Here is a 24,681-nt window from a genome sequence, read left to right on the forward strand (position 1 = left end):
AAGTTCGCTAATTCTAAGCGAATAAGTTCTGCGTGTCAAGTTCAACAGGACAGTGATCAGAACCAAGAATTTCTGTATGAATCTTAGCATCAAGTAACTTAGGCTGTAAATCGTTCGAGGTGATGAAATAATCAATTCGCCAACCAGCATTGTTATCACGCGCATGGAATCGGTAACCCCACCAAGAATAAATTTCAGTTTGATTGGGATAGAAGTAACGGAAAGTATCGGTAAATCCCCGGTTTAACAAAGTTGTCATTTGATTTCGTTCTGCATCGGAGAAACCAGCATTATGATGGTTAGTGCGATCGTTTTTGAGATCAATGGCTTCATGGGCGACGTTTAAATCACCACAGAAAATGACTGGTTTTTGCGTTGCGAGATTTTGAACATAGCCTTGGAAGGCCTCTTCCCAGCGCATCCGATAGTCTAATCGTTTCAGCTTGTCTTGAGAATTGGGAGTGTAGCAAGTGATTAAATAAAAGGTCGGATATTCGAGTGTGATCACGCGGCCTTCATGGTCATGTTCATCTTGACCGATCCCGTAAGTCACATTCAGGGGTGCGTGCTTAGTAAAAACGGCAGTTCCAGAGTAACCTTTCTGATCAGCATAGTTAAAATATTGATGGTAACCGGGTAAGTCTAAGGCAACCTGACCGGCTTGTATTTTAGTTTCTTGTAAGCAAAAAAAATCCGCGTCTAGTCGTTTAAAAACGGTCATAAAGTCTTTCTTTAAAACGGCGCGTAAGCCGTTAACGTTCCATGAAATAAATTTCATAATTAGACACCTCGTTTCTAAATTCTATTTTAACGGTCTACCCAATAATACGCAAAAAAAGTGTTGGCTGTTCAATTCAAGCCGTCTTTGTTAAACTAGAAAGAGATTATTTTTTGAGGGGAACGACAATTGTGATAAGTCAAATTGAAATATTTTTACAAGCAAATCAAACGATTGAAACGCATCAGGCTGAGCCATTAAATCGATATACGTTTACCAAAACGGGTGGACCGGCGGATGTCCTCGCGCTCCCCAAATCAGTTGAAGAAGTGCGACAATTGGTGGCCAGCGCCAACGAATTGAACTTACCCATCACCATTATTGGTAATGCTAGTAATTTAATTGTTCGTGATGGTGGGATTGAAGGGGTGGTCATTATCTTAACGGCAATGAATATTGTTCAAGTTGAAGGTCAGCTAGTAGCTGCTCAAGCAGGTGCCGGTATTATTCAGGCATCTGAAGCAGCTTATTCGGGTAGTTTAACCGGTTTAGAATTTGCGGCTGGAATCCCAGGTAGTGTCGGAGGCGCTGTTTTCATGAATGCTGGGGCTTATGGCGGTGAAATCAGTGACGTATTGACCCGGGTAGATATCTTAACTCGTGATAATCAAGTGCAAACCTTAACGACGACTGAGTTGAATTTTGGCTACCGGCATAGTTTGATTCAAGAAAATGGCAGCATTGTTTTGGCGGCTTATTTTGAGTTGGCAACAGGCGTCGCGCCAGTCATTCGCGAGCGGATGGATGAGGTTAATGCTTTACGAGCCGCTAAACAACCACTTGAATATCCTTCGTGTGGGAGTGTTTTTAAACGACCGGTGGGATATTTTGTTGGGCCTTTGATTCAAAAGGCAGGTCTGCAAGGCTATCAAATTGGTGGTGCACAGGTTTCAAAGAAACACGCTGGATTCATTGTGAATATAGACCACGCAACAGCGACGGATTATCTTACATTGATTGCCTATATTCAAAAAACAGTTTGGGCAAAATTCAATGTTCAATTAGAGCCGGAAGTGCGGATTATTGGCCGTCAGCAATCAAATTGAAGTAAGCTTGAGAAGCTATGGTAAAAACTGATTTTATCACAGCTTTTTTTAAACAAAATATCAAAATCAGAAAAGGGTGATGGGATGGCAATTATTGAAGCTGTTATTTTGTTAATTACGTTGGTGATTGTTGCCAACATCATCGGGCATTATTTGCCTAATTTACCGGTTAGTTTAATCGAAATTGGTCTGGGGTTAGTGGTGGCGTTAGTTTTTTCCGTCAAGATTCCATTGCGAACAGATTGGTTTATGTTAGTGTTTGTCGCGCCATTGTTGTTTAATGATGGGCGTCGTTTCCCAAAAAAAGAACTTTGGGCATTACGTGGGCCAATCATCGGCAACGCGATTTTTTTAGTCTTTGTAACGACGTTAATCGGTGGTTTAGCTATCCATTGGTTAGTACCCACGTTACCGTTGGCCGCGAGTTTTGCGTTAGCCGCGATTTTGTCACCAACCGATCCGGTAGCGGTTCAATCAATTTCTGAACAGGCGGACTTACCATCGCGAGTTTTGCATTTAGTGAGTGGTGAGAGTTTAATTAACGATGCAAGTGGTCTAATCAGTTTCAAATATGGTATCGCAGCAGCTGTTACTGGCTATTTTTCATGGCAGCAAGCAGCAGGTGATTTTTTATATATTAGTATTGTCGGCGCTTTAGCTGGGATGGCACTGATGTTAGTCATTCACTTTATACGGTTATTTATGCTACAACAAGGATTTGAAGATGTAATGTTTCACACTATTTTACAGTTAGTGACGCCGTTTATTATCTACCTTATTGTTGAAGATTTATTGCATGCTTCTGGCGTAATTGCCGTCGTTGTCGCGGGAATTGTCAGTCATTCTTCGCGAAATATTTTCCTCGATTTTTTACCGGAATTAAAGTTAGTTACCGAACAGACTTGGTCGATTGGTGTTTACTTATTAAACGGGATTGTTTTTTTAATTCTGGGTATTGAGTTACCGGTGGCAATGCACAACACGGTTCACAATCCTTTGATTAATACGAGTGAAGAGATCTTGCTCGTATTAGCTGTTTGGTTGATTTTAGTGCTGGTTCGTGGATTATGGACACTGGCCTATTTGCTTTTTACCAACCAAACGAATCCCAAGACGCTCCATGAAAATATTAAAATTGCGGTATTATCCGGTTTATCGGGAGTACGCGGGGCCATTACGATGGCCGGAGTCTTATCTGTGCCGACCGTTTTAGCAGATGGCTCGCCCTTTCCACAACGCGGATTGATGCTGTTTATTGCCGCGGGCGTCATTATTCTCAGTTTAGTGATGGCGGTGGTGTTAATCCCTAAATTAACGAAGGTTAAAGCACCAATTGAGATGCGGGGGATGCAACGTGATTTTGAGACCGAATCAACTGTCGAAGAAACGATTGATTCGCGCTTCTTGGATGAAATGGAAGCAAAAATTTATATGTATAAAGTAGCAGCTAGTATGGTTGAATCAAAGCGCCATATTGATAATAATCGGGCAGCACTAGATTTGCTAGCTGAATACCAATTGATGATTCGGCGCTTGGAAAGTCAACAAAATGAATCTGAAGTTGGCGATGAATTGCCACCTTTAATTACAGAAGAGTTAATTTTGCGACAAGTTGCCTTTGATGGTGAACGACAGAAATTAGAGTCACTGTGGTCTGAAAAAGCCATTGGGACAACAAGTTATCGGCATGGTAGACGGAAATTACGTCAAAAGCAGGTCATGCTATCGGTGATTGGAACAAGCTTTAACTGGCATCATGTCCAATTGCAAATTTATCGGGCTTGGTCGCTGATCAGACGGTTGGTGAGTCATCTTTGGTCACACCATGCTGATGCACCAAATGTAACCGAATGGCAGTTGACCGAACGAGAGATGGCCAAATCCGGCATTAAGCAATTATCATCTTTTTTAAAACAGCCGGAAAATCGGCAACGTCATTATAATCGCCAAGTCATCTATCAAATTATTGTACGGTATCGCAATCAGATTGAGCATATGAAAAATGGCGGTCGCCATAATAAGACAGCCATTTATGAGCGGCAGTTACAAAGATTAAGAGTAACGGCGCTTACTAGTGAAAGAGCAGCGATTCAGGAACTACTTGAACAACATAAAATCACATGGCAGCTTGCGGATGAATTACGCAAAGATATCAACTATTCTGAAAATGCCCTGATTTTAGCACGAACGGATACTGAATAGAGGTCAAAACGCCACACGCTCATTTTCTTTGAGCATGTGGCGTTTTTTTTTAAAACTTAGAATAGACGACGGCGGCGGTAGTATCGGAAGCAATAATTACCGCTAGCCGCCAAAATAACGGTGACTGAAGAAATCAGTAAGCCACAGTAAAAATAAGGCGGCCAGTATCTGAGGGTAATCGTGTGATGGCCTTTTTTTAGCGGAATAGCAATGAAGTTTTTCAAACCATGTTTGATTTTAGTCGGATGACCATCAACAGTCGCGTGCCAACCAACAGCATATGGCACAGTAGTCATCAGAACATACTTGTTTTGTGGGATTTTAATGGTTCCTTGAATTAAGGTATTCGAAAAGTTGCTGATCTTTAAGGGGTGTGTCTTTAATTGAGTGATCAACTGGGAGAAGCGTTGATAATTTAACTGATACAAATTGATATTTTGGAGCCATATTTCTTTTTTTGAGAAAGCTAAATCAATTGTTTGTTTCTGACCAATGGCGTCACTTGCTAGATTTAAAACAACAGTATCACGGAATGTATCATATTGCTGAATTGGATGACCATTGAGCGTCACTTGCACCGCATTTTTTTCAAGATTTGATCCCAAAGTCAGATAACAAGGGTCACTGGTGGTTGGGGTAAATGTGTAAATTACATGAGCCGTGTTTTTCGGATTGATGCGCAAAAATGTTTCGTTGAATTTCGGCTTTTGTTTTGCATTTTTATAAGTGACGGTATTGAAAAATTTTAATGTAAAAAGTGGTTGATCCACTGGTGAATTGACTAAATCAGCGGCAATTTGATTTTGCTCAAGCAGGGGATAATCAGCGGTTACATGGTGTTTTAGTACTTTTTCAGAAGCAGCAAAGCCAAGCTCTAAGGCGTTTGGGTTTTGATAGATCGCAATTTGTTTTTTAACCTTGCGCAAATGATAGCGGGCTAGGTCTGGCTTATTAGTACTTAGTGGAATTGTTGCTAGACTCCCAGTGTGATTGAGATAGTAGCGATATCCAAGGAGTGCATCGGTAAAAAGCGTCTGGTTAGTGTCTGCAACTACACCGTCACCAGCGGGTTCACCGATACTTCCCATGAATTTTGGGTAACTTGGTTCAAGCATTGAATTAAAGTGGGAACCGCCAAAATAATCAGCTTGCATCGGGTCATTTTTAGTACGCATAAATGTTTTACCAATCCGCTGAAAGGCGTCTTGATTTGGAATTGCGGCGATTGCCGTTTGTAAATGAGCCGTGTAGTCAGCGTAATCTTTTTGGGAGACATAACTAATCTGATTGAGACTGATCGTCGCATTGGTGACCATTTCACCACCAACACATAGGCACAATAGAAATGGATAGTAGTTTTTAAGTGGCACTTTAAGTAATAATATTAAGCAGGTTATGATCAAAAAAGCGATACTTAAATTAATTTGATTAGCGCTTAAAGCAGTAAAAGACTTAAGGTGCTTAGCGGTATAGCCAAAGATAGCCATTATGATCAAAAAGGGTAGCAAGAGTTGGGTCCCTTTGAACTGTGGATGATAGTGCAGGCGTTGAACAGCAAGTATTATCATCCAGAAACTAACGACGTATGAAAAACGATAAGGATACCAAACTGGAAATTGCATACCGTGCCATAATAAATCAAGTGGCTCATAACACATTGAAACGCCTAAGAATATGGTGACCAACAAGGCTACCAAGCGTTCTTTACGGGGGATTTGTCGAGTAACGAAATATAAAAGCATACCAATTAAAACGAAGCTCCCCACGAAGAGATTAGGTTCACCTTTCGGCATTTGATCAAAATTAAAATTACCAATAACCAATTTAGAGAGTATTCTAAGGGGATTATATTCAAATTTCCAATTGATTTTTTGAATCGTGTATTGCCCTTTACTTTGGGTTAATTGGAAGAAAGTCGGTAATAAAAGCCATGCTGAAAATAAACCGGCCAAGAGGGAGCCGCTGACAAATTTACCAACGCTACGCCATAGATGTTGCCAATTTTGCCAATGATGGACACAGGCCCAGGCGAAATAAGCAATGACGAATAGACAAACCATATACCCCATATAGTAATTACTGATTAATAGGATTGTTAAGCTAAGAGGATACCACCAAAAATAACGGCGCGTAAACAGCCGGTCAATACCTAAAATAATCAATGGTAACCAAACAAGTGCATCAAGCCACATGACGTTAAATTGATTGGCAATGGCAAACCCAGATAAGGCATACGTAATACTCAGCAGCGGTAACCACCATCTGTTAAGCAAGCGATTGGCCTTTAAATAATATGCAAAGCTTAGGCCGCTGGCACCAGTTTTGCACAAAATAATTAGCCAAACACCAAAACTTAACCAAGTCCGCGGTGTTAAGAGTACAATTAAATTGAAAGGACTCATCAGATAATAAGCCCAGACACCAAGCATGTCACCACCTAGGCCCTTAGCGAAGGAATAAAAGAATGTTTCTGGATGATGTAATAATGTATTTCTAAAAAAAGCGTAGAAGTCAATGTATTGTTGACCTAAGTCCACCGTTAAGATTGTTTGACCACCAAATGGAAAAACGTGACGTAAAAGACCATAAATGAATAGAATACCAAATGGTAGTATGAAACTTAGGGCTAATGGATAATGACGACGAATAAATGTGTTAAATCGACTCACGGTAATCCTCCAATTAATAAAAAAATCTAAAAATTAGGTTGCTAGTCCAGTTTTAACTGAGGAAAAGCTGTAGAATATAACCAGTTAATGACTGAGACTAAGCATAACATATTCTCGCTTGAATTTAGAGATTTGGCATAGCTTGTTTAAGATAATTTTGCTAAACTTAAATGATATAACACAAAATCGCTCAAAAGGTCGCTAGCGACTTTTTGAAGCATATAAGGGCGCTTTCTCTTCGTTAGGTAGCGCTCAATAAGGAGTATCTGACCGTCCGTGAAAATTATTAAGAGAAAAAGTAAACAAAACCGTGAAAAATCACACATTCCATTCCGCCTGAACTTCCTATTATTCGTCGTTTTCGTGTTATTTGCTGCGTTAATTATGCAATTGGGGCGTCTGCAGGTGATGGAAGGTGCTAATTTCCAAGCGATGGTTAATAGTACTGATAAGAAAATTGTCACCGGCAATGTGCCACGGGGGATGATTCTTGATGCTAAAGGACGTGTGTTAGTTGGTAATAGTGCCAAACCGGCGATTACCTACACTAAAAACATGAATGTTTTAGCGGATAAAATGTATACTGAAGCCAATCAGTTAACTAAATATCTAACGGTTTCAACGGATAAATTAACTGAACGTGATCAGATTGATTATTATCTCAGTAACCCCCGGCAACTTAAAAAATGGAATGCTAAACTGCCCAAATCTGCTAAAGTTGCTAGTGATGGTTCTGAATTGCCAGAAAAAGAAATTTATCAATCAACGATTAAACTGGTTAAAAAATCCTTCAAAGGTTTAAACGATCAGCAAAAACAAGCCGCTGCAATTTTTAAAATTATGAGTGGGGCTTACCAGCTCTCAACCGTTTATATTAAAAATTCCGATGTAACTGATCAAGAAATTGCCCAAGTTAGTGAACATTTGACGAGTTTACCAGGAGTCAATGTCGGTACTGATTGGGAGCGCGCATATCCCAATGGTAATTCAATGCGCAGTATCATTGGACACGTATCAACGGAAGAACAGGGCTTACCAGAAGATGGCATCAATTCCTTGCTGGCTCAAGGTTATTCTCGAAATGATCGGGTTGGGACAAGTTATTTAGAAAAGCAATATGAAGGTGTTCTACATGGTTCTAAGTCACAATCGCAAGTTGAAGTTGGTGCGAATAATCAAATTCTCTCCAGTAGTGTCCTTTTTAAGGGGCAAAAAGGCAGTAATTTAAATTTAACCATTGATCAAGCTTATCAAACGCAAGTTGAAGCAGCTCTGAAAAAGGTTTATAACCAAGCTAAGTCAACGGGAACAACACAATATTCAGATGGTGCTTATGCCGTTGCTATGAATCCTAAAACAGGTGCTATTTTGGCGATGGCCGGTGAATCAAATGATCGTCAATCAGGTGAAATTGCTGATGACGCACTTGGCGTCATTAATCATACCTTTGTCATGGGGTCGGCAATCAAAGGGGCAACTGTGATGGGGGGCTTAATGGACGGCGTTATTACACCAACCAACAATACATTACCTGATACCCCAATCTACTTAACTGGAACGCCGGTTAAAAAATCAGTTTACCCTGTGGGGACTTTTGGCGCACTGGATGCGGAATCAGCTTTAGAAGTGTCTTCTAATATTTACATGATGCACCTTGCAATGCTTGAAGGACATGCTAAATACGTACCAAATCAAACAATGACGATGGCACCGGATATTTTTACGAAGATGCGTGGTTACTTTAATCAGTTTGGGTTAGGACAAAAGACGGGGATTGATTTGCCAGGTGAAGCTAGTGGCATTGAAGGACCAACTGTCAATGAATATGGTGAGCAAGCCGTCGGATCACTGCTTGATTTGTCTTATGGAAACTATGATGCCTATACACTAATTCAATTAGCTCAATATATTTCAACAATTGCCAACGGAGGACAACGGATGCAACCTTATCTGGTCGATTCTATTCAACAAACCGGCAATGATGGTTCGTTTGGGCAGATTGGTACTAAGACAACGCCAACTGTTTTAAGTACAATTAATGCGCCGGAAAGCTACTTTAATGTGGTTAAAAAAGGGATGTATAACGTTGTCAACGGGACCAATGCTTGGGGAACGGCACATACTTTGAAAGATATCAAACCAACCTTTGGTGTTAAGACCGGGACAGCCCAATCCTTTGCCCGTCAAGATCCTAATGATTCAACCAGTAAGCAAGTTGAAACTGTAACCTCTAGTTTAGTTGGGTTTGCTCCTTATGATAATCCACAAATTGCGATTGCAATTGTTTTTCCAAATCTCAACACCGACGAAGGCCACTACAATACATTATTGGCTCGTGAGATGATTACTGATTATTACAAATTAAATAACATTACCAAATGAAATATTCCGAAATAACCTTTTCAGATTCTATAAAAAATGGTATGATACTAAGAGTCTAAGAATTAAACAGTTTTTTAGAAATTTACTTACAGCTTGGAGGCTATATCAATGCGTGTTCACATTACAATGGAATGTACAGAATGTCATGAACGTAGTTACTTATCAAACAAAAATAAACGTAACAATCCAGATCGCTTGGAATTAAAGAAATATTGCCCACGCGAACGCAAAGTAACTTTACACCGCGAAACTAAATAGTAGTGACGCAAATTAAGAGTCGGGGCGCTTTGCGCTCGGGCTTTTTTTGTTAAGGAGGGTGTGGGAATGCAAACTAAAAAGCAAATCCGCCAACAACAGATTGAAGCGCTACAAGTATTGGCCCAAACGCCAAATATTAAGCAAGCACAAGAAGCGCAATTATTGGCATTGTTCGTTGCCAGCGAGGCGTTTCAAACAGCAACCGTGATTGGTGTGACAATGAGTCAGGTGTTTGAAGTCGATACTCAGCCGTTAATTGAAGCCATGCGACTAGCGAAAAAGCAAGTAGTCATTCCTAAGACTCTGCCAAATCGGCAAATGGCTTTTTATCCATTCACTGTAGCCACTAAATTAGCAATGAGTTTCTACGGCGTATTAGAACCAATCGTGACGGAAGATAGCGTTGCTGTGGTTCCAGATTTAATGCTTGTGCCAGGCCTAGCTTTTAGTAGCGATGGCTGGCGTGTTGGTTTTGGCGGTGGCTATTATGATCGATATTTGATGCATCATCCAATGTCAACGATTGCACTCGCGCTTAAGCCGCAACAAAGAAATACTGATTGGGCCATTGATGAATTTGATGTACCAATCGATCACATTTTTCAAGCCTAAAGGAGAAAAAATGACTAATTTTAAAGAACGTTGGCAAGATATTCCGTTTGTAACATATGCATTGATGCTCTTAAATATTTTAATGTTTGTGACGCTTTTTTTGAGACCATCGCTTTGGTTGAATGGATTTATATCGGTTAAAGCCTTGTTGAATGGCCATATTATTGGATTTATCATGGCTTCTGTTAATCACGGCCGCTTTTTGAATCTCCTGATGGATTTGATTATTTTATATTTTGTTGGTGGACAACTAGAACGATTACTAGGACACTGGCGTCTATTAGCCGTTTATTTTTTAAGTAGTTTAGCAAGTTTATTTACAGCGAGTGCTTTTTTAGGGATTAATACGCCAACAGTTATGGCCGGAACCGCTATGTTAGGCGTGTTCGGTGGGTTTTTAATGTTGGGAGATGCCTTTAAAGAAGAAGCTGTGTTTGGGCAAATTGCCCGCCAATATTGGGTTTTTCTATTTTTAACCATTGGTCTCCAATTTATTGTTAATCACAATGCACTGTACGCAATGGTTGGTGGCGTGTTAGGTGGATTTTTAAGTAGTATGGCACTTGGTGCACCTAAGGTGGGGAGAATTAACCCACTCAACCGTGCCGTTAGTGGATTAATTTATGTTGGTACGCTAATATTATTTGGTTTCCTGGGTATGAATCATTAATCAATTTATGTATAATATTAAAGGTGAAGTTGATGAGAACACTATATGACGTACAACAACTTTTAAAACAATTTGGCGTTTACGTCCATCTGGGTAAGCGACTTTGGGATATTGAATTGACCAGCATCGAATTACGGCATATTTATGATGCAGGGTTGATTGATGGCAAAGTATATCGTGATGCCAAGCTAGTTTTAGTGCGTGAACATCGGTTGGAAACAAATGAAGCGTTTAATCACAATTTATTGGAGGAGAAATTTAAATGACAGACAAAAAGTTAATTGGCGTCGATTTAGGTGGAACAACAGCTAAATTTGCAATTATGACAATGGATGGCGAAATCCAACAACGCTGGAGTATCGATACGGATATTTTAGATGAAGGTAGTCATATTACGCCTGATATCATTGAATCGATTAATCATCATTTAGATTTATATAACATGACACCTGATGATTTTATCGGGATTGGCATGGGGACCCCGGGTAGTGTTAATAGCCAAGAGGGGACCGTTATCGGTGCGTATAATTTAAATTGGAAGACACCGCAATACCTCCGTCGTGATATCGAAGCTGGCACACATATGAAGTTGGCAATTGATAACGATGCCAACGTTGCTGCGTTAGGTGAACGTTGGAAAGGGGCTGGTGAGAACCAACCTGATGTTGCTTTTGTGACCCTTGGCACTGGTGTTGGTGGTGGCATCGTGGCTGACGGTCATTTACTACATGGGGTGGCTGGCTCTGCCGGCGAACTTGGCCATGTAACGGTTGAACCGCATGGCTATGATTGTACTTGTGGTAAACAAGGTTGTTTAGAAACCTATGCTTCCGCGACGGGTGTTGTGCGGGTAGCACGTGATATGGCTGAAGAATACGCTGGTAACTCAAAATTAAAAACAATGTTAGATGATGGGGAAGAAATCAGCTCTAAACTGGTTTTTGACATGGCAAAAGATGCAGATGCATTGGCAATTAAAGTGGTCGATCGAGTTTCTTATTACCTTGGTTTAGCACTAGGCAATGTGGGGAATATGTTGAACCCATCGTATATCGTTATCGGTGGAGGCGTTTCGGCTGCGGGTGAATTTTTACGTCAGCAAGTTGAATCGTACTTTGAAGAATTCACGTTCCCAAATGTCAAAAAAACGACTAAGATTCGTTTGGCAAACTTAGGAAATGTCGCTGGTGTCATCGGTGCTGCATCACTTGCGCTTCAATTTAATCAACAATAATATGTTATAAGGGAGTCTTATCAATGCTTGTATTAGGGACAATTAATGTATGGGTAATAATTAATAGCATTCTAATCGTTATTTTACTATGGTTCTTTGGCGACTGGGCATATTATCGAATTCAACGCAAACGGTTAGGCGGCGAATTAACTGAGACGGCGTTTGAAGAAACTATGCGTAAGGCCCAAATTGTCGACTTGCGAGAAAAAAAAGATTTTGATGCTGGCCATATTTTAGGAGCCCGCAGCTTACCTTATTCAATGTTGAAACAAAATATGAGTGAATTACGGATGGACTTACCAGTCTACTTATATGATGCAGGCATTACGCTTAGCATCCGAGCAGCGCTGAAGTTAAAAAAAGCTGGTTTTACTGATATTAAGTGGTTGCAAAAGGGGTATGCTGGGTGGACCGGCAAAACAAAACGTAAAAAGCATGTGAATTAAACAAAAAGCCCAAGAGTTGCTAGCAAAGAAACTAGTCGACTGTTGGGTTTTTATGTTAGTGTACAACAGCAGGCGGTTATATTTTAGCGATTGATGTATAACCTAGAGACTGGCTTACGGACACGTTTCAAGATAGCGGGGGATTGAGTTGCTATAAAAAAAGCCCGTTACACGAAGTAACGGGCTCAGTCGTTGCATGTGACTTAGCCTTGGTGAGCTGAATGGCTCTTCCGGTTTGCACGTCGACGACTTTCTTCAATTTGATTTTCTTTTTCTTCGATTGGATCAACGACGGTCTTCTTAAACGCTAAGAGTGAACCGGCAATTGCACCGACTGTTGAAACGGTCCCAATCACGAAACCCTTTAGAAATTTATGTTTCATAAGTAAAGCCTCCTCAAGTCTCAATACATTCATTCAAGTACAACTTTATTATCGCGTATTTGGGTGCGAATAGCTAGTAAAATACGTTAATTAATGTGGTGAAAATATGAAAAAAGAAAAGTTAATTGTAATTGTCGGGCCGACTGGCGTTGGTAAAACGGCATTAAGCTTACAACTCGCGCAGCAGTTGCACGGTGAAATTATTTCCGGGGATGCGATGCAAGTTTATCGCCAATTGGATATCGGCACGGCGAAAGTGACCCCCAAGGAAAAAGCGCTTGTGCCGCACCACTTAATTGATGTGGCAGATATTGATCAACGGTTTACCGCCTTTGACTTTCAACAGCAAGGGCAACAACTCGTCACTGAAATTATCAGTCGCCAACATATGCCCTTAATTGTTGGTGGGACGGGATTGTATTTGCAGGCATTACTGTATGATATGACTCTGGGTAGCGCGCAAGACGCGGAACAGAATTTTACAATTCGTCAAAAGTGGCAAACTTTTTTGGATCAGCATTCTGAAGCAGATTTATGGCAAGCACTTAATCAGATTGATCCGCAAGCGGCTGGTAAAATTTCAGCTACCAATCCACGCCGTGTGATTCGTGCCCTAGAAGTCTATGAAACAACTGGGACATTATTTTCGCAGCAACGACCAAAAAAATTACGCTATGATTCGTTTATTATCGGGTTGAACTGCGAACGCCAGTTATTGTACGATCGCATTAATCAACGGGTCGATCAGATGGTTGCAGCGGGGTTGATCGAAGAAGCACGGTTAGCTTATGCACATCGTGAAACGAGCCCGCAAGCTGTACGGGGGATTGGCTATAAAGAGTTCTTTCCTTATTTTGATGGTACCGGATCGTTAGAAACGGCAATTGCGCAAGTGAAACAGAATTCACGGCATTATGCAAAACGGCAATTAACTTGGTTTAGAAACCAGATTCCGGTAAACTGGTACAATTTAGTTGAACAACCAGAAGCCGATTTAGCCCGGATTCAAACTGATTTACAACAATGGTTACAGCAATAATAGAAATGGAGTGGTTAAGATGGATTGGCAAGCAAGCTTAGCACCAGAATTACAAGCTAAAATCGCGGCAGTTGATGCGCAAATCGCACCACGTTTACAGGCACTGGATGAACAAATCATCAATAATCAAGCAAAGGTGCTCGAAGCGTTCCAGACAGAAAATATTTCTGAATCACATTTAAGCGGGACAACTGGTTACGGTAACGATGATCAGGGGCGCGATAAATTAGAGGCTGTTTATCGCCGCGTTTTCAAAACTGAAGCTGCCCTTGTGCGGCCACAACTAGTTTCTGGCACGCACGCAATTGGAACGGCTTTATTAGGCATGTTGCGTCCAGGCGACGACCTTTTATATCTAACCGGTGAACCTTATGATACGTTGCAAGAAGTCATCGGAATGGCCGGCAATGGAATTGGTTCACTAAAAGAATTCCAAATTGGATTTGATTTCGTACCATTATTAGAGAATGGGGCCGTAGATTTTGAAACAGCGCGGACCAAAATCACCGGTAAGACAAAAGTAGTTGCTATCCAACGCTCACGGGGCTACGCTGATCGCGATAGCTTTACAGTTGCTAAAATCAAAGAAATGATTACCTTTGTCAAAGATATTAACCCTGAATTGATTGTCTTTGTCGATAATGCTTACGGTGAATTCTCTGAAACAACGGAGCCAACGGAGTTCGGAGCTGACGTCATGGCGGGTTCTTTGATCAAAAATGCTGGTGGTGGTATCGCGCAAACGGGTGGTTATATTGTCGGCACTGAGAAATTAATCGAAATGATTGGTTATCGGCTCACTGTGCCAGGTGTTGGTGCTAGTGAAGGGGCCACCCAAGGTAATTTACAATTGATGTTTGAAGGTTTCTTCTTAGCCCCAAGTGTGACTGGTAATGCGATTAAAGGGGCTGTTTTTGAAGCAGCGCTCTTGGAACAAATGGGCTTGAGTGTCTCACCGAAATGGGATGCGCCCAGAACTGACTTGATTCAAACGGTGAACTTCGGTAATCCAGATGATATGGTTAAGTTCGCTGGTTGTGTTCAAGCACAATCACCAATTGATTCATTTGTGACCCCGATTCCAAGTGATTTTGCTGGTTACGAAGACCAGATCGTAATGGCTGCCGGGACCTTTATCCAAGGTGCTAGTATTGAATTTTCAGCCGATGGACCACTGCGCGCACCATATACCCTTTACTTGCAAGGTGGGTTAACTTACGCGCACGTTAAACTCGCGATTAGTCGAGCGGTGCAAACAACTTTTTTTGAAAAATAAATTCATAGCGGTCAATCAAATTCGCGTTTAATTGACCGCTTTTTTTGTACATCAAGCGTGGTATGATAAGGATGCAACGAATCGTAGCGGTCGGTTTTAAGTGATGCTTTGGATTGTTGCTAGTATAAATGTGTCAATCTCGCTACGGTAAGTCTTGGAGGTGGTTAGATGTTAATTGGTCAACAATTAAAACAATTTCGTTTGGATGCGGGCTACTCGCAACAGACATTCGCGGAGCAGATTAATGTGTCACGCCAAGTCATTTCTAAATGGGAGACGGATAAAAGTGCACCAGACTTGAATACATTGGTTGCTCTTGCCAAGTTGTATAATGTAAGTTTGAATACTTTGCTCGGGGTTGAAACGGTCACTAAACCGAATTCATTCTTTGGGCGGTTGCGGCAACATTGGCATTTGGCAGCAAGCGAAAACCCAAAGCCGGTGTCTGATTTGGGGCGAATCATGCACCAACCGGAGCGACACTATGTTGATTTGGCACAACAGTTCAGCGCAGCTTTGACGGATGTTAGTGTTGTGAGCGATGGCCAAACAATGCCAGCTCACTGGCGCCAAGCACGGAGTCCTTATTTAATTGCATTAGAACCGCGCCAAATTTGTTTAAAGCAGACAGATGTTTTAAAAGTCATGCCCATGAAAGTTGTTAAACAACTTGCGACACCGGAAATTCGAGCAATTCATTATGCGGTCATGCAGACTGCTGGACCATCAACCGTTGGCGGGTTACAAGGCATCGGGCGCGCTTATCGGGCCGTCGTGACAGTTGATACAAAGCAATCCGTAGTGCCATACTATATCACTAATCAAGATTTTTATCAGTTGGCAAAAGTTTTGAAGGCTTATACGCAACAGGAACACATTCAATTTGATGATCAGATGGCTTTGCTGCCTTATTTTAGGACGCATGACACAACTGACTTTAATTATTTAGACGCACATTACAGTGGATTGGCGGAAAAAGTTGGGTTTCCATCCGAAAGCATAGGACAGGTGGTTTATCGATGGTAGATGAAATAGTTAAAAACAACTTTGAAACGGCAACAGATGGGGTTCAGGCTTATCACAATTATTTTGGCACGCCAACGCACGATGATCGCATTTGGTTTGAACTCTTAACAGTTGGGGTTTTCCAAGTGGGGTTGAGCTGGAAAGTAGCTGCAAGTAAAATACCAGTTCTGCGGCAACAAATGGCGGGGATGGTGATTGAAAAAGTCGCACAATTCGATGAAATGGATGTTGAACGCCTGCAAAAAGAATCAGACATGATTCGTAATTCGCGTAAAATTCGAGCAACGATTCAAAATGCGCGGGCAATTCAAGCCATCCAAGCTGAATATGGTAGCTTTTCAGCCTATCTGTGGGCATTTGTTGATGGTCAGCCCCAACTGCTTGATTCACAAATGACTGGTGTGTCCGATAAATCAGCGCCGATCAGTACGCAACTTGCTAAAGACTTGAAGAAGCGCCAGTTTAAATTTGTTGGACCGGTGGTAACACATTTGTTTATGCTTGCGGGTGGGTTAATTCAAATCATCGATGAAGACTAATTCTAAAAAGATAAACCAAATTATTTTACCTTTTTGGTTGACTGATGTTATAAAAGCTAACATCAAATATTGACCGTTTAAATGACGACTGGTAAGATAAAACGCAAGTGAGGTGAAATGGATGGCTGAAAAACAGTTAAGGCGCAACTTAGCAGTTTTACCAATTGGGACGGTAATGAAATTGACAGGGCAAACTGCGCGCCAAATTCGCTATTATGAGACACAGGCGCTTGTTTTTCCAGAACGGACAATCGGACATCAACGCATGTTTTCGTTGAACGATGTTGATCGTTTGTTGGAAATTAAGGATTACTTAGCTGAAGGGACGACAATGGTGCAGATTCGCCAGATTTATCAGAAGAAGGCGGATCGGCAGCGTGATAAACAGTTATCAGACGAGAAGGCACGGCGGTTATTGGCTAATGAATTATTATCGGTTGGTGGCTTAGTTGGACAACGGTCGACCATTTCACAATCATCTAAATTATATTAAGGGGCGACGGATTAATGGCACGAAAAGTATTGACGGCAGTAGCAATTAAACGGTTAGTCGAACAAGAGAATGTTAAATTTTTACGATTAATGTTTACGGATATCAACGGGATTATTAAAAATGTGGAAGTGCCCATTAGTCAATTAGATAAAGTTTTAAGTAATAAAATGATGTTTGACGGATCCTCAATTGACGGCTTTGTGCGGATTGAAGAAAGTGATATGTATTTGCGTCCTGATTTAAGTACATGGCTCATTTTCCCATGGGAAGCTGAACATGGGAAAGTCGCACGGTTAATCTGTTCCATTTATACGGCCGATGGGCAACCATTCTTAGGTGATCCGCGGAATAATTTAAAAAAATTAGTGCGCGAAATGCAAACTAAAGGGTTCCAAGATTTTAATATTGGTCCGGAACCAGAATTTTTCTTATTTAAATTGGACGCATACAACAAACCGACGTTGAAGTTGAATGACCAAGGCGGCTACTTTGATTTTGCCCCCGTTGATTTAGGGGAAAATTGTCGGCGCGATATCGTTTTAGAGCTTGAGAAAATGGGCTTTGAAGTCGAAGCCAGTCATCATGAAGTTGCCCCTGGCCAACATGAAATTGATTTTAAATATGCAGATGCTGTTGACGCTGCCGATAATATTCAAACGTTTAAATTAGTGGTTAAAACCATTGCGCGAAAGCATGGCCTACATGCAACGTTCATGCCAAAACCCTTGCACGGTGTTAACGGTTCTGGGATGCATATTAATATGTCGCTCTTTAATCAAGATGGTACTAATGCGTTCTATGATGAGAAGGGAACTGAACACCTTTCAGAAACGGCTTACCATTTCTTAGCTGGTTTATTGCAACATGCGCGCGCAATTACGGCGATTAACAACCCAACAGTCAATTCTTACAAACGACTAGTCCCTGGTTTTGAAGCTCCGGTTTATGTGGCGTGGTCTGGTCATAATCGTTCACCATTAATTCGGGTCCCCCAATCACGTGGCTTATCAACGCGGCTTGAATTGCGGAGTGTGGATCCAAGTGCTAATCCCTACCTAGCAATTGGATCAATTTTAGCCGCTGGGTTGTCTGGCTTAGAACAAGAATTATTACCGGAAGCGGGTGTAGATCGTAATATCTATAGTATGGATGAAGCCGAACGGAAAGAAAATCACATTACAGATTTACCATCAACGCTTCACAATGCGTTGAAAGAGCTAGCACAAGATGAAGTTATTAAAGCTTCAATGGGATCGTATCTCTACCAGAGTTTCATGGATTCTAAGTCATTGGAGTGGGCGGCATACCGGCAACAAGTTTCTGATTGGGAACGTGAACAGTATTTGGAACTCTATTAGTCGCTATTTGCGCCATCTTTTTGTACAATTAAACTTTAGAAATAGAAAGTTGGCAGAGTATGAAAACATTGGTGATTATCAGCCATCCCGAAATCGAGACGTCGATGGTCCAAAATTTTTTAAAAGCGAGTGTAGCACCACTGGAAGACATCACTTGGCATCACCTAGATGCGATTGATACATTAGATGTGGCTGCTGAACAAGCCTTATTACGGGAGCATGAGCGGATTGTTTTTCAATTTCCGCTCTATTGGTATGCCGCCCCAGCGAGCCTAAAAGCGTGGTTGGACACGGTTTTAACGGGACAATTTGCTTTTAATGGCCGCCAACCACTGGCGGGAAAAACGCTTGGGATTGTCGTTTCAACGGGAACGGCCGCTAAACATTTTCAAGCTGGTGGTAGTGAACAGGTAACACTTTCTGAAATTTTGCGCCCATATGAATTGGTGGCGCGTAAGTTAGGGATGGTTTATTTACCACCACTTACGATACATCAACTAGGTTATTGGCAAGAAACCGATAAACAGCACTTGGTCATCGATTATCAACGTTATTTGACGCAAGCGCAGTTTAATTTTGATCAGAAATTAGCGTGGTTTGAAACGATGCTTATTAAAAAGGCTGCTGAAGCCACGTCACCTAAGGCACAACAACGTATCACGCTTTTGAGTGAACAATTGTCCGATAAGCGCTCGGAATTAACCGATTTGAATTGGCAAGTCCAACTGATTCGTGAAGAAGAAGGTGAAGGCTAATGGATTGGTTAACGGAACAAATTCAACTGCAAAAAGAGCAAGCCACGACTTATGAGGAGCAAGCTTTTTATACGGCGCTCCAACAAGCAAGTGATGAACTAGCGTTACGGATTGAACAACGTCAAGGTGAACTTGACGGCCGAATTTGGAATGCGACGAATTGGTAATTTCAACCAAAATAAAAACGCCTCGACGAAGTCGGGGCGTTTTTATTTTGATTGATTAGTAGCGTTTGATTAAAGTATCGAACGCATCAACGATTACTTGGAAGAACTTGAGGGTATCTGCATTAGTAACTGCTTGGTTGTCGTCCAATAAGTTCATAACATTGCCAATGTAGGCTTCTGGTTGTTGAACAGTTGGCATGTTCAAGAAAACAAGTGATTGACGTAAGTGATGGTTAGCGCCAAAGCCACTGATCGCACCAGGTGAAACACTGACGATTTCGGCTGGTTTATTATCCCAGACACTAGCACCATAAGGACGTGAACCAACATCTAACGCATTCTTTAATACAGCTGGAACTGAACGGTTATATTCTGGTGTGACAAACAAAACGGCGTCCATTGTTTGCATTTTATTTCTGAATGTAGTGTAAGCTGCTGGAACCTGATCTAAATCATCATAATCTTGATTGTATAGTGGCAAATCACCAATTTCAACAATTTCCAGATTATAATCTGATGGGAATAAAGGCATTAATGATTTAGCAACTGCTTTGCTAAATGAGTCTTTTCGTAAACTACCAATTAAAACTGCGATATTTTTTGTCATAGTGAAACCTCCAATAGCTTTACTTATTATTAGTAAGTAACTTAATTATAGCACTTTTTTGTGAAAAGGCAACCATAAAAGTTAACTATCTAATCATAGCGAATTCCGAGCCTTTTTAGCAAACAATAAGTTTGATATAGATTGAAATTTAAGTACGATAAATCGTATAATAACAATAATCAGAACGCAGATGGGAAATGAATTATGGAAATTAAATGGCATGTGCAGCACACACAATCAGTTAAACAATTTCTATTGGCTAGTGGTATAAGTCAACGATTGTATACTAAAATAAAGGCGACTGGCCAGCGGATACTAATAAATGAACAAAAAAGTAAGCCTAGTGATCAAGTGCACATTGGGGATGTAGTATCGGTACACTTACCCGCAGAACCAGCTGATCAGCGAGTCATTGTTAGTCATGAACCGATTGTAGTTTGTTATGAGGATGATTATTGGTTAGCGGTGAATAAACCAGCTGGCTTAGCGACGATTCCAGGGCCCACCAATCAAACCGATACATTATTGAATCGGATTAAGGGATATTGGCAATCGCAAGGTTTAACAGATTTAGTGCCACATATTATTACCCGGTTAGATTTTGATACCAGTGGGCTGGTCTTAATTGCTAAGCATCAAGTGGCACAGAGTTTATTGCAACCACAAATTGAACATCATCAACTGCGAAAATTCTATTTAGCAGTGGTTGCTGGTGGTGATTTACCACAATTTGGAGAAATTCGAGCACCAATTGGAAAAATTGATCATCAACCACGAAGAGCGGTCATTGCCGATGGACAAGCAGCCTGGACCAGTTATTGGCGTTTAGGTGGGACTGCACAATTGGTGGCTGTTAAAGTTCAGATTCATACCGGTCGGACTCATCAGATTCGAGTTCACTTTAGTGCAATGGGGCATCCATTGATTGGTGATCAGCTCTACGGCGGCCCCCTTGATCAAGGGATAACCCGACAAGCACTGCACGCCTATCAACTACAATTCAAAGATCCTTTTAGTCAACAACTATGCACAATTAATGCGCCGATTGCAACGGATATTCAGGCAATCTTACCGAAATCCTTACCGATTATTGATTAGTCGGAATGGCTGTTAATTATAATTAAGGCTTAGTTTAGTTAGAAGAGCGATCTGGTAATTTTTTGGCTTGAAATCTAAAAAGGAATGGTACTTCAGACGGTTATATGCCGCGTGAAGTACCATTCCTTTTTTAGACGCTATTGTTTGTTTTTAGTAGACTCCGTGTAATCAGCATGCCCATAATAAAAATCAAAATTTCTGTTAATGGCACGCTTAACCAAACGCCGGTTAAACCGAAAAGTGCTGATAAAACTAAGACACTAGCAATTAGTAATACATATCCGCGCATGATGGCGACGAAAAATGATAGGCGCGGTTGGGCAATCGCTGTGATAAATAAATTATTGACAATATTCATACTTGAAAAGAAGAAACTTAAGAAAATCAATGGAATTCCAGTTGCTGCATAATGGACAAGGGCTTGATTATGTTCGTGGTTAAAAAGATCAATGATAGGGAATTTAAGTCCGATTAATACCAAATATAAGCCAGCTGCAATTGCAACCGAAGTTAATAAGCCGATTTTGAGACTGATCTTAATATTGGCCCAGTGCTGTTTGCCAAATTCACGACTGACAATTGGTTGAATACCAACCGCAACCCCATTGAATAGTGAAAGTCCCACAAGCAAAATATTAGCAATAATCCCGTAAGCAGCAACGGCATAGTTATTACTAAGGTGTAAAATAACGATGTTGAATACGAAAATACTGACCCCAGTACTCATTTCAGTTAAGAATGAAGGAAAACCAAGTTGAATGGCTTTCAAAGTGGGCTTGAAGTGTAAGGTTAAATGTTGCAATGTCAATAATCGCTGGGGATGTTTGCGATGTTGCGTCAAGATAATTAGACTGACCAGTGGGGAACAAATTGTCGCCATGGCCGCCCCTAGCATTCCCATGTGGAGTGGGAACATCAAGAGATAGTCGAAGATAATCACAAATAAACTCTGTGAAAGGGTCGCAATCATCGTTAAGTGCGGGTTATTGTCATTGCGAACGAAACTTAAAACCAAATTATTAATGATAAATAAAGGGCTCCCAATTAAAATAACCCGTAAATATGTCAAACTAGGAGCCAAGGTTTCTTGATTAGCCCCGAGTAAGTGTAAGAGCGGCTGAATAAAAATTAAACCCAATGCCATGATAACCAGGCCTAATAAAATGCCAAAAGTAAGGACTTCAGTAAAAATTGCGCGACTTTTATCAGGGTGCTTACTTTTATTAATTGAGAAAATGGTCGCTCCGCCAATGCCCAGCATCAGCCCTAGACCATTAAATAAATTAAAAATCGGTAAGTCAATGTTCAAGGCTGCCAAGCCAATTGGGCCAACTGCATAAGCAATAAAGTATGTGTCTGCTAAAATATAAATTGATAAACCAAGCGAACTAAAAACATCACGAATGATATAGCCAGTTAGTTCCTTTTTGATCTGTGATGCGTTTTCCAAAATAACACTCCTATTCGATTGGTAGTGGGGTTGCCATTAATAAGGCGACAAATGCTTGGAGAGGTTCGGGCAAATTTTTACGAGCGACAAGGTAGAATTGACGTTGGTATTGTTGTGAAAGTGGTCGACTCGGAATCTCCGGATAATCGAGTAACGCGGCACTTGAAACCAATGATTGCCCGATACCTTGTCGTAATAATTGGACGATCATGGCATTACTTTTGATGGTCATCGTATTTTCCAATGGTAAATTATTTTCTTTGGCATAATTCATTGTGTAATGGTAGACACCAGAACCAGGCTCGCGTAATAGCCACGGCTCGGTTGGGCGCCCTGCTAAGACTAACTGGTCAGTTTGCAAAGGCGTTCGAATGAGGTCTTTTTCCGTTAGTGGTTTTTCAATAAAGCCAAAGTCTAATTTGTGTTGGGTGAGCTTTTGAACAATTTGTGAAGAATTGAGGGTGCTAATATCAAGTGCTAAGGTTTCTAGCTCTGAGCGGTGCGTCTTAAGCAATGCAGGGAGTAAATAACTTGCGGTTGTATGTGACGCCCCAATACGACAAGGAGTTTTGGGCTGGCCATCTGGATGATGGAGTGCGTATAAATCCTGATCCCATAGATCGAGCAGTTGCTGAACTTGTTGGTAGAATAAATCAGCACTTTTAGTCGGCGTCATTTGTTGGCGGCCGTTGCGTTCAAAGAGCACGACGTTTAACGAAGCTTCTAATTGTTTAATTTGGACAGAGATTGTTGGCTGCGATAAAAAAAGCAGTTGTGCGGCCGTCGTAAAATTTTTGGTTTCATAAACTGTTTTAAAAGTCGTTAGAATCTTGAACATACCATCACTTCTATTCGTCATCTTAATAACAACTATTATAAAGATTTATTTTATTAATTGAAAGAGTTTCGGTATAGTTTAAGATAATAAGTGAGAAGGAGTAACATTATGCAGAAGATAACTAAGGAATTACCTGGTTTTATCGTATCATTGGGGATTGCAGTTGTTAGTTATTATATCGCCAAGTTGTGGTTACCAATGTTAGGTGGGGCAACGGTGGCACTTTTTATCGGGATTATTTTAGGAAATACATGGTTGCAACAACCTGGATTAGCAATGGGAACCAAATTTTCTGAGAAAAAATTATTAGAATATTCAGTGATGTTACTGGGCGCTACGATTACGTTCCAAAGTATTGCTCAAATTGGTTGGCGCGGGGTGCTGTTTACCGTGTTGCAAATGAGTTGTACGATTGGATTTGCTATCTGGTTAGGGCGCCGTTTACAGTTTAACGAAGGAACCTATTTATTGATGGCAGGTGGGAATGCGGTCTGCGGATCAAGTGCAATTGGTGCGATTGCCCCAATCATCGATGCCGATAATGAAGATACCGGCATTGCGATAACGATGGTCAATTTGATGGGGACGATTCTCATGCTACTATTACCAGTCTTGGGGACCCTTATTTGGGGACATAATAACGAGTTACGAGGCGTACTCATCGGTGGGACTGTCCAATCGGTTGGTCAAGTGGTGGCCAGTGCAACGATGATTAACCAAGGGACGGTTGTAACAGCTACCTTATTTAAGATTTTACGTATTATTTGTTTGGTATTTGTAGTTACTGGGTTTGGCTATTGGCATCAAAAGCAACAAAGCCAAGTAAGTGATTCGAAACTTGGTGAACAATTATTGGCTAAGAAAAGTAGTTTAGTTCCTTGGTACGTAATTGGATTTCTATTATTTTGTATTTTGAATAGTTTACAGCTTTTTCCAAGTCAATTTGGGGCATTATGCCATTTTTTGAGTACTTGGTGTGAGACAACAGCCCTGGCAGCAATTGGGTTGCGGTTGAACTTAAAGACGCTCTTTAGTCAAGGCAAACGCTTGTTAACATATGCTGGGGGATTAGTGACAATCCAAGTCATTATGGCGCTCATATTAATTACGATTTTGTTCTAAAAAGATCTGCATTCAACTGAATTGTTGAATGCAGATTTTTTTTAATACGGTTAATTACATAAAAGTCACTTGAATAGCTTGTTTAGGCAAATAGTTGGAATGAAATTACAGCAAATTATACTTGGATCATGAGTGATTGGTTGAATAAAGCATGAATTAAAACAAAGCTGAGCGATAATTATGAATGGCTATAAATTGAATAAAATGAATGCTTTACGCAAAAAAATCCTAAA

25 protein-coding genes are annotated in these 24,681 nt (G+C 40.9%); 19 read left to right on the top strand and 6 right to left on the bottom strand.

The window, feature by feature from the left end:
• Nucleotides 1–13: 13 nt before the first annotated feature.
• Nucleotides 14–778: an exodeoxyribonuclease III gene (locus FC90_RS08195; protein WP_057908751.1), complete on the bottom strand. Its 765-nt coding sequence runs from the start codon at nucleotides 776–778 to the stop codon at nucleotides 14–16.
• A 131-nt stretch (nucleotides 779–909) separates the two neighbouring features.
• Here FC90_RS08195 and murB point away from each other — a divergent pair, with 131 nt between their 5' ends.
• Both murB and FC90_RS08205 read left to right on the top strand, forming a co-directional pair.
• A complete protein-coding gene (gene murB, locus FC90_RS08200) occupies nucleotides 910–1,824 on the top strand; it encodes a UDP-N-acetylmuramate dehydrogenase (RefSeq protein ID WP_083482036.1) in 915 nt (304 codons plus the stop codon).
• 84 nt (nucleotides 1,825–1,908) lie between these two features.
• Nucleotides 1,909–4,026 carry a cation:proton antiporter gene (locus FC90_RS08205; RefSeq protein WP_057908752.1) on the top strand — a complete coding sequence of 706 codons (2,118 nt, stop codon included), beginning with the start codon at nucleotides 1,909–1,911 and terminating at the stop codon, nucleotides 4,024–4,026.
• Between the two features lie 56 nt (nucleotides 4,027–4,082).
• Here the strand turns inward: FC90_RS08205 and FC90_RS08210 are convergent, their stop codons facing one another.
• Nucleotides 4,083–6,695 (bottom strand): YfhO family protein, encoded by a 2,613-nt coding sequence (locus FC90_RS08210; protein ID WP_057908753.1) that lies wholly within the window; start codon nucleotides 6,693–6,695, stop codon nucleotides 4,083–4,085.
• Nucleotides 6,696–6,971: 276 nt separating this feature from the next.
• Here FC90_RS08210 and FC90_RS08215 point away from each other — a divergent pair, with 276 nt between their 5' ends.
• The 7 genes from FC90_RS08215 to FC90_RS08245 all read left to right on the top strand — a co-directional run bounded on the left by FC90_RS08215 (nucleotide 6,972) and on the right by FC90_RS08245 (nucleotide 12,297).
• Nucleotides 6,972–9,077, top strand: a complete 2,106-nt coding sequence (locus FC90_RS08215) for a peptidoglycan D,D-transpeptidase FtsI family protein (protein ID WP_057908754.1) — start codon at nucleotides 6,972–6,974, stop codon at nucleotides 9,075–9,077.
• 108 nt (nucleotides 9,078–9,185) lie between these two features.
• Nucleotides 9,186–9,335: a 50S ribosomal protein L33 gene (rpmG, locus tag FC90_RS08220; protein WP_011375028.1), complete on the top strand. Its 150-nt coding sequence runs from the start codon at nucleotides 9,186–9,188 to the stop codon at nucleotides 9,333–9,335.
• Nucleotides 9,336–9,401: 66 nt separating this feature from the next.
• The gene (locus FC90_RS08225; RefSeq protein WP_057908755.1) at nucleotides 9,402–9,947 is read left to right on the top strand and encodes a 5-formyltetrahydrofolate cyclo-ligase; all 546 of its coding nucleotides are present in this window, start codon (nucleotides 9,402–9,404) and stop codon (nucleotides 9,945–9,947) included.
• A 10-nt stretch (nucleotides 9,948–9,957) separates the two neighbouring features.
• Nucleotides 9,958–10,617, top strand: a complete 660-nt coding sequence (locus FC90_RS08230; RefSeq protein ID WP_057908756.1) for a rhomboid family intramembrane serine protease — start codon at nucleotides 9,958–9,960, stop codon at nucleotides 10,615–10,617.
• A gap of 32 nt (nucleotides 10,618–10,649) precedes the next feature.
• A complete protein-coding gene (locus FC90_RS08235; RefSeq protein ID WP_057908757.1) occupies nucleotides 10,650–10,883 on the top strand; it encodes a YqgQ family protein in 234 nt (77 codons plus the stop codon).
• Nucleotides 10,880–11,851 (top strand): ROK family glucokinase, encoded by a 972-nt coding sequence (locus tag FC90_RS08240; protein WP_057908758.1) that lies wholly within the window; start codon nucleotides 10,880–10,882, stop codon nucleotides 11,849–11,851. The genes FC90_RS08235 and FC90_RS08240 overlap by 4 nt, the downstream gene beginning before the upstream one ends.
• 23 nt (nucleotides 11,852–11,874) lie before the next feature.
• A complete protein-coding gene (locus tag FC90_RS08245; RefSeq protein ID WP_083482037.1) occupies nucleotides 11,875–12,297 on the top strand; it encodes a rhodanese-like domain-containing protein in 423 nt (140 codons plus the stop codon).
• A 203-nt stretch (nucleotides 12,298–12,500) separates the two neighbouring features.
• On the opposite strand, the gene FC90_RS08250 is transcribed toward FC90_RS08245, so the two are convergent.
• On the bottom strand, nucleotides 12,501–12,680 hold the full coding sequence (locus tag FC90_RS08250; protein ID WP_004265196.1) for a DUF3042 family protein: 180 nt from the start codon (nucleotides 12,678–12,680) through the stop codon (nucleotides 12,501–12,503).
• 106 nt (nucleotides 12,681–12,786) lie between these two features.
• On the opposite strand from FC90_RS08250, the gene miaA reads away from it, so the two are divergent.
• The 8 genes from miaA to FC90_RS09430 all read left to right on the top strand — a co-directional run bounded on the left by miaA (nucleotide 12,787) and on the right by FC90_RS09430 (nucleotide 19,333).
• Nucleotides 12,787–13,719, top strand: a complete 933-nt coding sequence (gene miaA, locus FC90_RS08255; RefSeq protein ID WP_057908759.1) for a tRNA (adenosine(37)-N6)-dimethylallyltransferase MiaA — start codon at nucleotides 12,787–12,789, stop codon at nucleotides 13,717–13,719.
• A 19-nt stretch (nucleotides 13,720–13,738) separates the two neighbouring features.
• Entirely contained in the window at nucleotides 13,739–14,995 is a 1,257-nt protein-coding gene (locus FC90_RS08260; protein WP_057908760.1) for a methionine gamma-lyase family protein, read from the top strand.
• A gap of 168 nt (nucleotides 14,996–15,163) precedes the next feature.
• On the top strand, nucleotides 15,164–16,021 hold the full coding sequence (locus FC90_RS08265; protein ID WP_057908761.1) for a helix-turn-helix domain-containing protein: 858 nt from the start codon (nucleotides 15,164–15,166) through the stop codon (nucleotides 16,019–16,021).
• The gene (locus FC90_RS08270; RefSeq protein ID WP_057908762.1) at nucleotides 16,015–16,560 is read left to right on the top strand and encodes a DNA-3-methyladenine glycosylase I; all 546 of its coding nucleotides are present in this window, start codon (nucleotides 16,015–16,017) and stop codon (nucleotides 16,558–16,560) included. The genes FC90_RS08265 and FC90_RS08270 overlap by 7 nt, the downstream gene beginning before the upstream one ends.
• 121 nt (nucleotides 16,561–16,681) lie before the next feature.
• A complete protein-coding gene (locus FC90_RS08275) occupies nucleotides 16,682–17,053 on the top strand; it encodes a MerR family transcriptional regulator (protein WP_057908763.1) in 372 nt (123 codons plus the stop codon).
• 14 nt (nucleotides 17,054–17,067) lie between these two features.
• Nucleotides 17,068–18,411: a type I glutamate--ammonia ligase gene (gene glnA, locus FC90_RS08280; protein WP_057908764.1), complete on the top strand. Its 1,344-nt coding sequence runs from the start codon at nucleotides 17,068–17,070 to the stop codon at nucleotides 18,409–18,411.
• Between the two features lie 59 nt (nucleotides 18,412–18,470).
• Nucleotides 18,471–19,166, top strand: coding sequence for an NAD(P)H-dependent oxidoreductase (locus FC90_RS08285; protein WP_057908765.1), 696 nt, complete (start codon nucleotides 18,471–18,473; stop codon nucleotides 19,164–19,166).
• On the top strand, nucleotides 19,166–19,333 hold the full coding sequence (locus FC90_RS09430) for a hypothetical protein (RefSeq protein WP_164477412.1): 168 nt from the start codon (nucleotides 19,166–19,168) through the stop codon (nucleotides 19,331–19,333). Before FC90_RS08285 ends, FC90_RS09430 begins: the two co-directional genes overlap by 1 nt.
• 55 nt (nucleotides 19,334–19,388) lie before the next feature.
• Here the strand turns inward: FC90_RS09430 and FC90_RS08290 are convergent, their stop codons facing one another.
• Complete coding sequence (locus tag FC90_RS08290) at nucleotides 19,389–19,940, bottom strand: NADPH-dependent FMN reductase (RefSeq protein ID WP_057908766.1); 552 nt, start codon at nucleotides 19,938–19,940, stop codon at nucleotides 19,389–19,391.
• Between the two features lie 204 nt (nucleotides 19,941–20,144).
• Between FC90_RS08290 and FC90_RS08295 the strand changes: the two genes are divergently transcribed.
• Nucleotides 20,145–21,038 carry an RluA family pseudouridine synthase gene (locus FC90_RS08295; RefSeq protein WP_057908767.1) on the top strand — a complete coding sequence of 298 codons (894 nt, stop codon included), beginning with the start codon at nucleotides 20,145–20,147 and terminating at the stop codon, nucleotides 21,036–21,038.
• 130 nt (nucleotides 21,039–21,168) lie between these two features.
• Here the strand turns inward: FC90_RS08295 and FC90_RS08300 are convergent, their stop codons facing one another.
• Nucleotides 21,169–22,488, bottom strand: coding sequence for an MATE family efflux transporter (locus FC90_RS08300; RefSeq protein ID WP_057908768.1), 1,320 nt, complete (start codon nucleotides 22,486–22,488; stop codon nucleotides 21,169–21,171).
• Nucleotides 22,489–22,498: 10 nt separating this feature from the next.
• A complete protein-coding gene (locus FC90_RS08305; RefSeq protein WP_226789479.1) occupies nucleotides 22,499–23,347 on the bottom strand; it encodes a LysR family transcriptional regulator in 849 nt (282 codons plus the stop codon).
• An 87-nt stretch (nucleotides 23,348–23,434) separates the two neighbouring features.
• On the opposite strand from FC90_RS08305, the gene FC90_RS08310 reads away from it, so the two are divergent.
• Nucleotides 23,435–24,448, top strand: coding sequence for a YeiH family protein (locus FC90_RS08310; RefSeq protein WP_057908770.1), 1,014 nt, complete (start codon nucleotides 23,435–23,437; stop codon nucleotides 24,446–24,448).
• The last annotated feature ends 233 nt before the right edge of the window (nucleotides 24,449–24,681 follow it).

Origin of the sequence: Latilactobacillus graminis DSM 20719 (genome assembly GCF_001436415.1) — a bacterium.
Taxonomy (GTDB): Bacteria; Bacillota; Bacilli; order Lactobacillales; family Lactobacillaceae; genus Latilactobacillus; species Latilactobacillus graminis.

What these genes read in the sequence shown, in the direction of transcription:
- FC90_RS08195 (WP_057908751.1), bottom strand. Translation starts at nt 778, where the DNA reads ATGAAATTTATTTCATGGAACGTTAACGGCTTACGCGCCGTTTTAAAG.
- FC90_RS08205 (WP_057908752.1), top strand. Translation starts at nt 1,909, where the DNA reads ATGGCAATTATTGAAGCTGTTATTTTGTTAATTACGTTGGTGATTGTT.
- rpmG (WP_011375028.1), top strand. Translation starts at nt 9,186, where the DNA reads ATGCGTGTTCACATTACAATGGAATGTACAGAATGTCATGAACGTAGT.
- FC90_RS08225 (WP_057908755.1), top strand. Translation starts at nt 9,402, where the DNA reads ATGCAAACTAAAAAGCAAATCCGCCAACAACAGATTGAAGCGCTACAA.
- FC90_RS08230 (WP_057908756.1), top strand. Translation starts at nt 9,958, where the DNA reads ATGACTAATTTTAAAGAACGTTGGCAAGATATTCCGTTTGTAACATAT.
- FC90_RS08235 (WP_057908757.1), top strand. Translation starts at nt 10,650, where the DNA reads ATGAGAACACTATATGACGTACAACAACTTTTAAAACAATTTGGCGTT.
- FC90_RS08240 (WP_057908758.1), top strand. Translation starts at nt 10,880, where the DNA reads ATGACAGACAAAAAGTTAATTGGCGTCGATTTAGGTGGAACAACAGCT.
- FC90_RS08245 (WP_083482037.1), top strand. Translation starts at nt 11,875, where the DNA reads ATGCTTGTATTAGGGACAATTAATGTATGGGTAATAATTAATAGCATT.
- FC90_RS08250 (WP_004265196.1), bottom strand. Translation starts at nt 12,680, where the DNA reads ATGAAACATAAATTTCTAAAGGGTTTCGTGATTGGGACCGTTTCAACA.
- miaA (WP_057908759.1), top strand. Translation starts at nt 12,787, where the DNA reads ATGAAAAAAGAAAAGTTAATTGTAATTGTCGGGCCGACTGGCGTTGGT.
- FC90_RS08260 (WP_057908760.1), top strand. Translation starts at nt 13,739, where the DNA reads ATGGATTGGCAAGCAAGCTTAGCACCAGAATTACAAGCTAAAATCGCG.
- FC90_RS08265 (WP_057908761.1), top strand. Translation starts at nt 15,164, where the DNA reads ATGTTAATTGGTCAACAATTAAAACAATTTCGTTTGGATGCGGGCTAC.
- FC90_RS08270 (WP_057908762.1), top strand. Translation starts at nt 16,015, where the DNA reads ATGGTAGATGAAATAGTTAAAAACAACTTTGAAACGGCAACAGATGGG.
- FC90_RS08275 (WP_057908763.1), top strand. Translation starts at nt 16,682, where the DNA reads ATGGCTGAAAAACAGTTAAGGCGCAACTTAGCAGTTTTACCAATTGGG.
- glnA (WP_057908764.1), top strand. Translation starts at nt 17,068, where the DNA reads ATGGCACGAAAAGTATTGACGGCAGTAGCAATTAAACGGTTAGTCGAA.
- FC90_RS08285 (WP_057908765.1), top strand. Translation starts at nt 18,471, where the DNA reads ATGAAAACATTGGTGATTATCAGCCATCCCGAAATCGAGACGTCGATG.
- FC90_RS09430 (WP_164477412.1), top strand. Translation starts at nt 19,166, where the DNA reads ATGGATTGGTTAACGGAACAAATTCAACTGCAAAAAGAGCAAGCCACG.
- FC90_RS08290 (WP_057908766.1), bottom strand. Translation starts at nt 19,940, where the DNA reads ATGACAAAAAATATCGCAGTTTTAATTGGTAGTTTACGAAAAGACTCA.
- FC90_RS08295 (WP_057908767.1), top strand. Translation starts at nt 20,145, where the DNA reads ATGGAAATTAAATGGCATGTGCAGCACACACAATCAGTTAAACAATTT.
- FC90_RS08305 (WP_226789479.1), bottom strand. Translation starts at nt 23,347, where the DNA reads ATGACGAATAGAAGTGATGGTATGTTCAAGATTCTAACGACTTTTAAA.
- FC90_RS08310 (WP_057908770.1), top strand. Translation starts at nt 23,435, where the DNA reads ATGCAGAAGATAACTAAGGAATTACCTGGTTTTATCGTATCATTGGGG.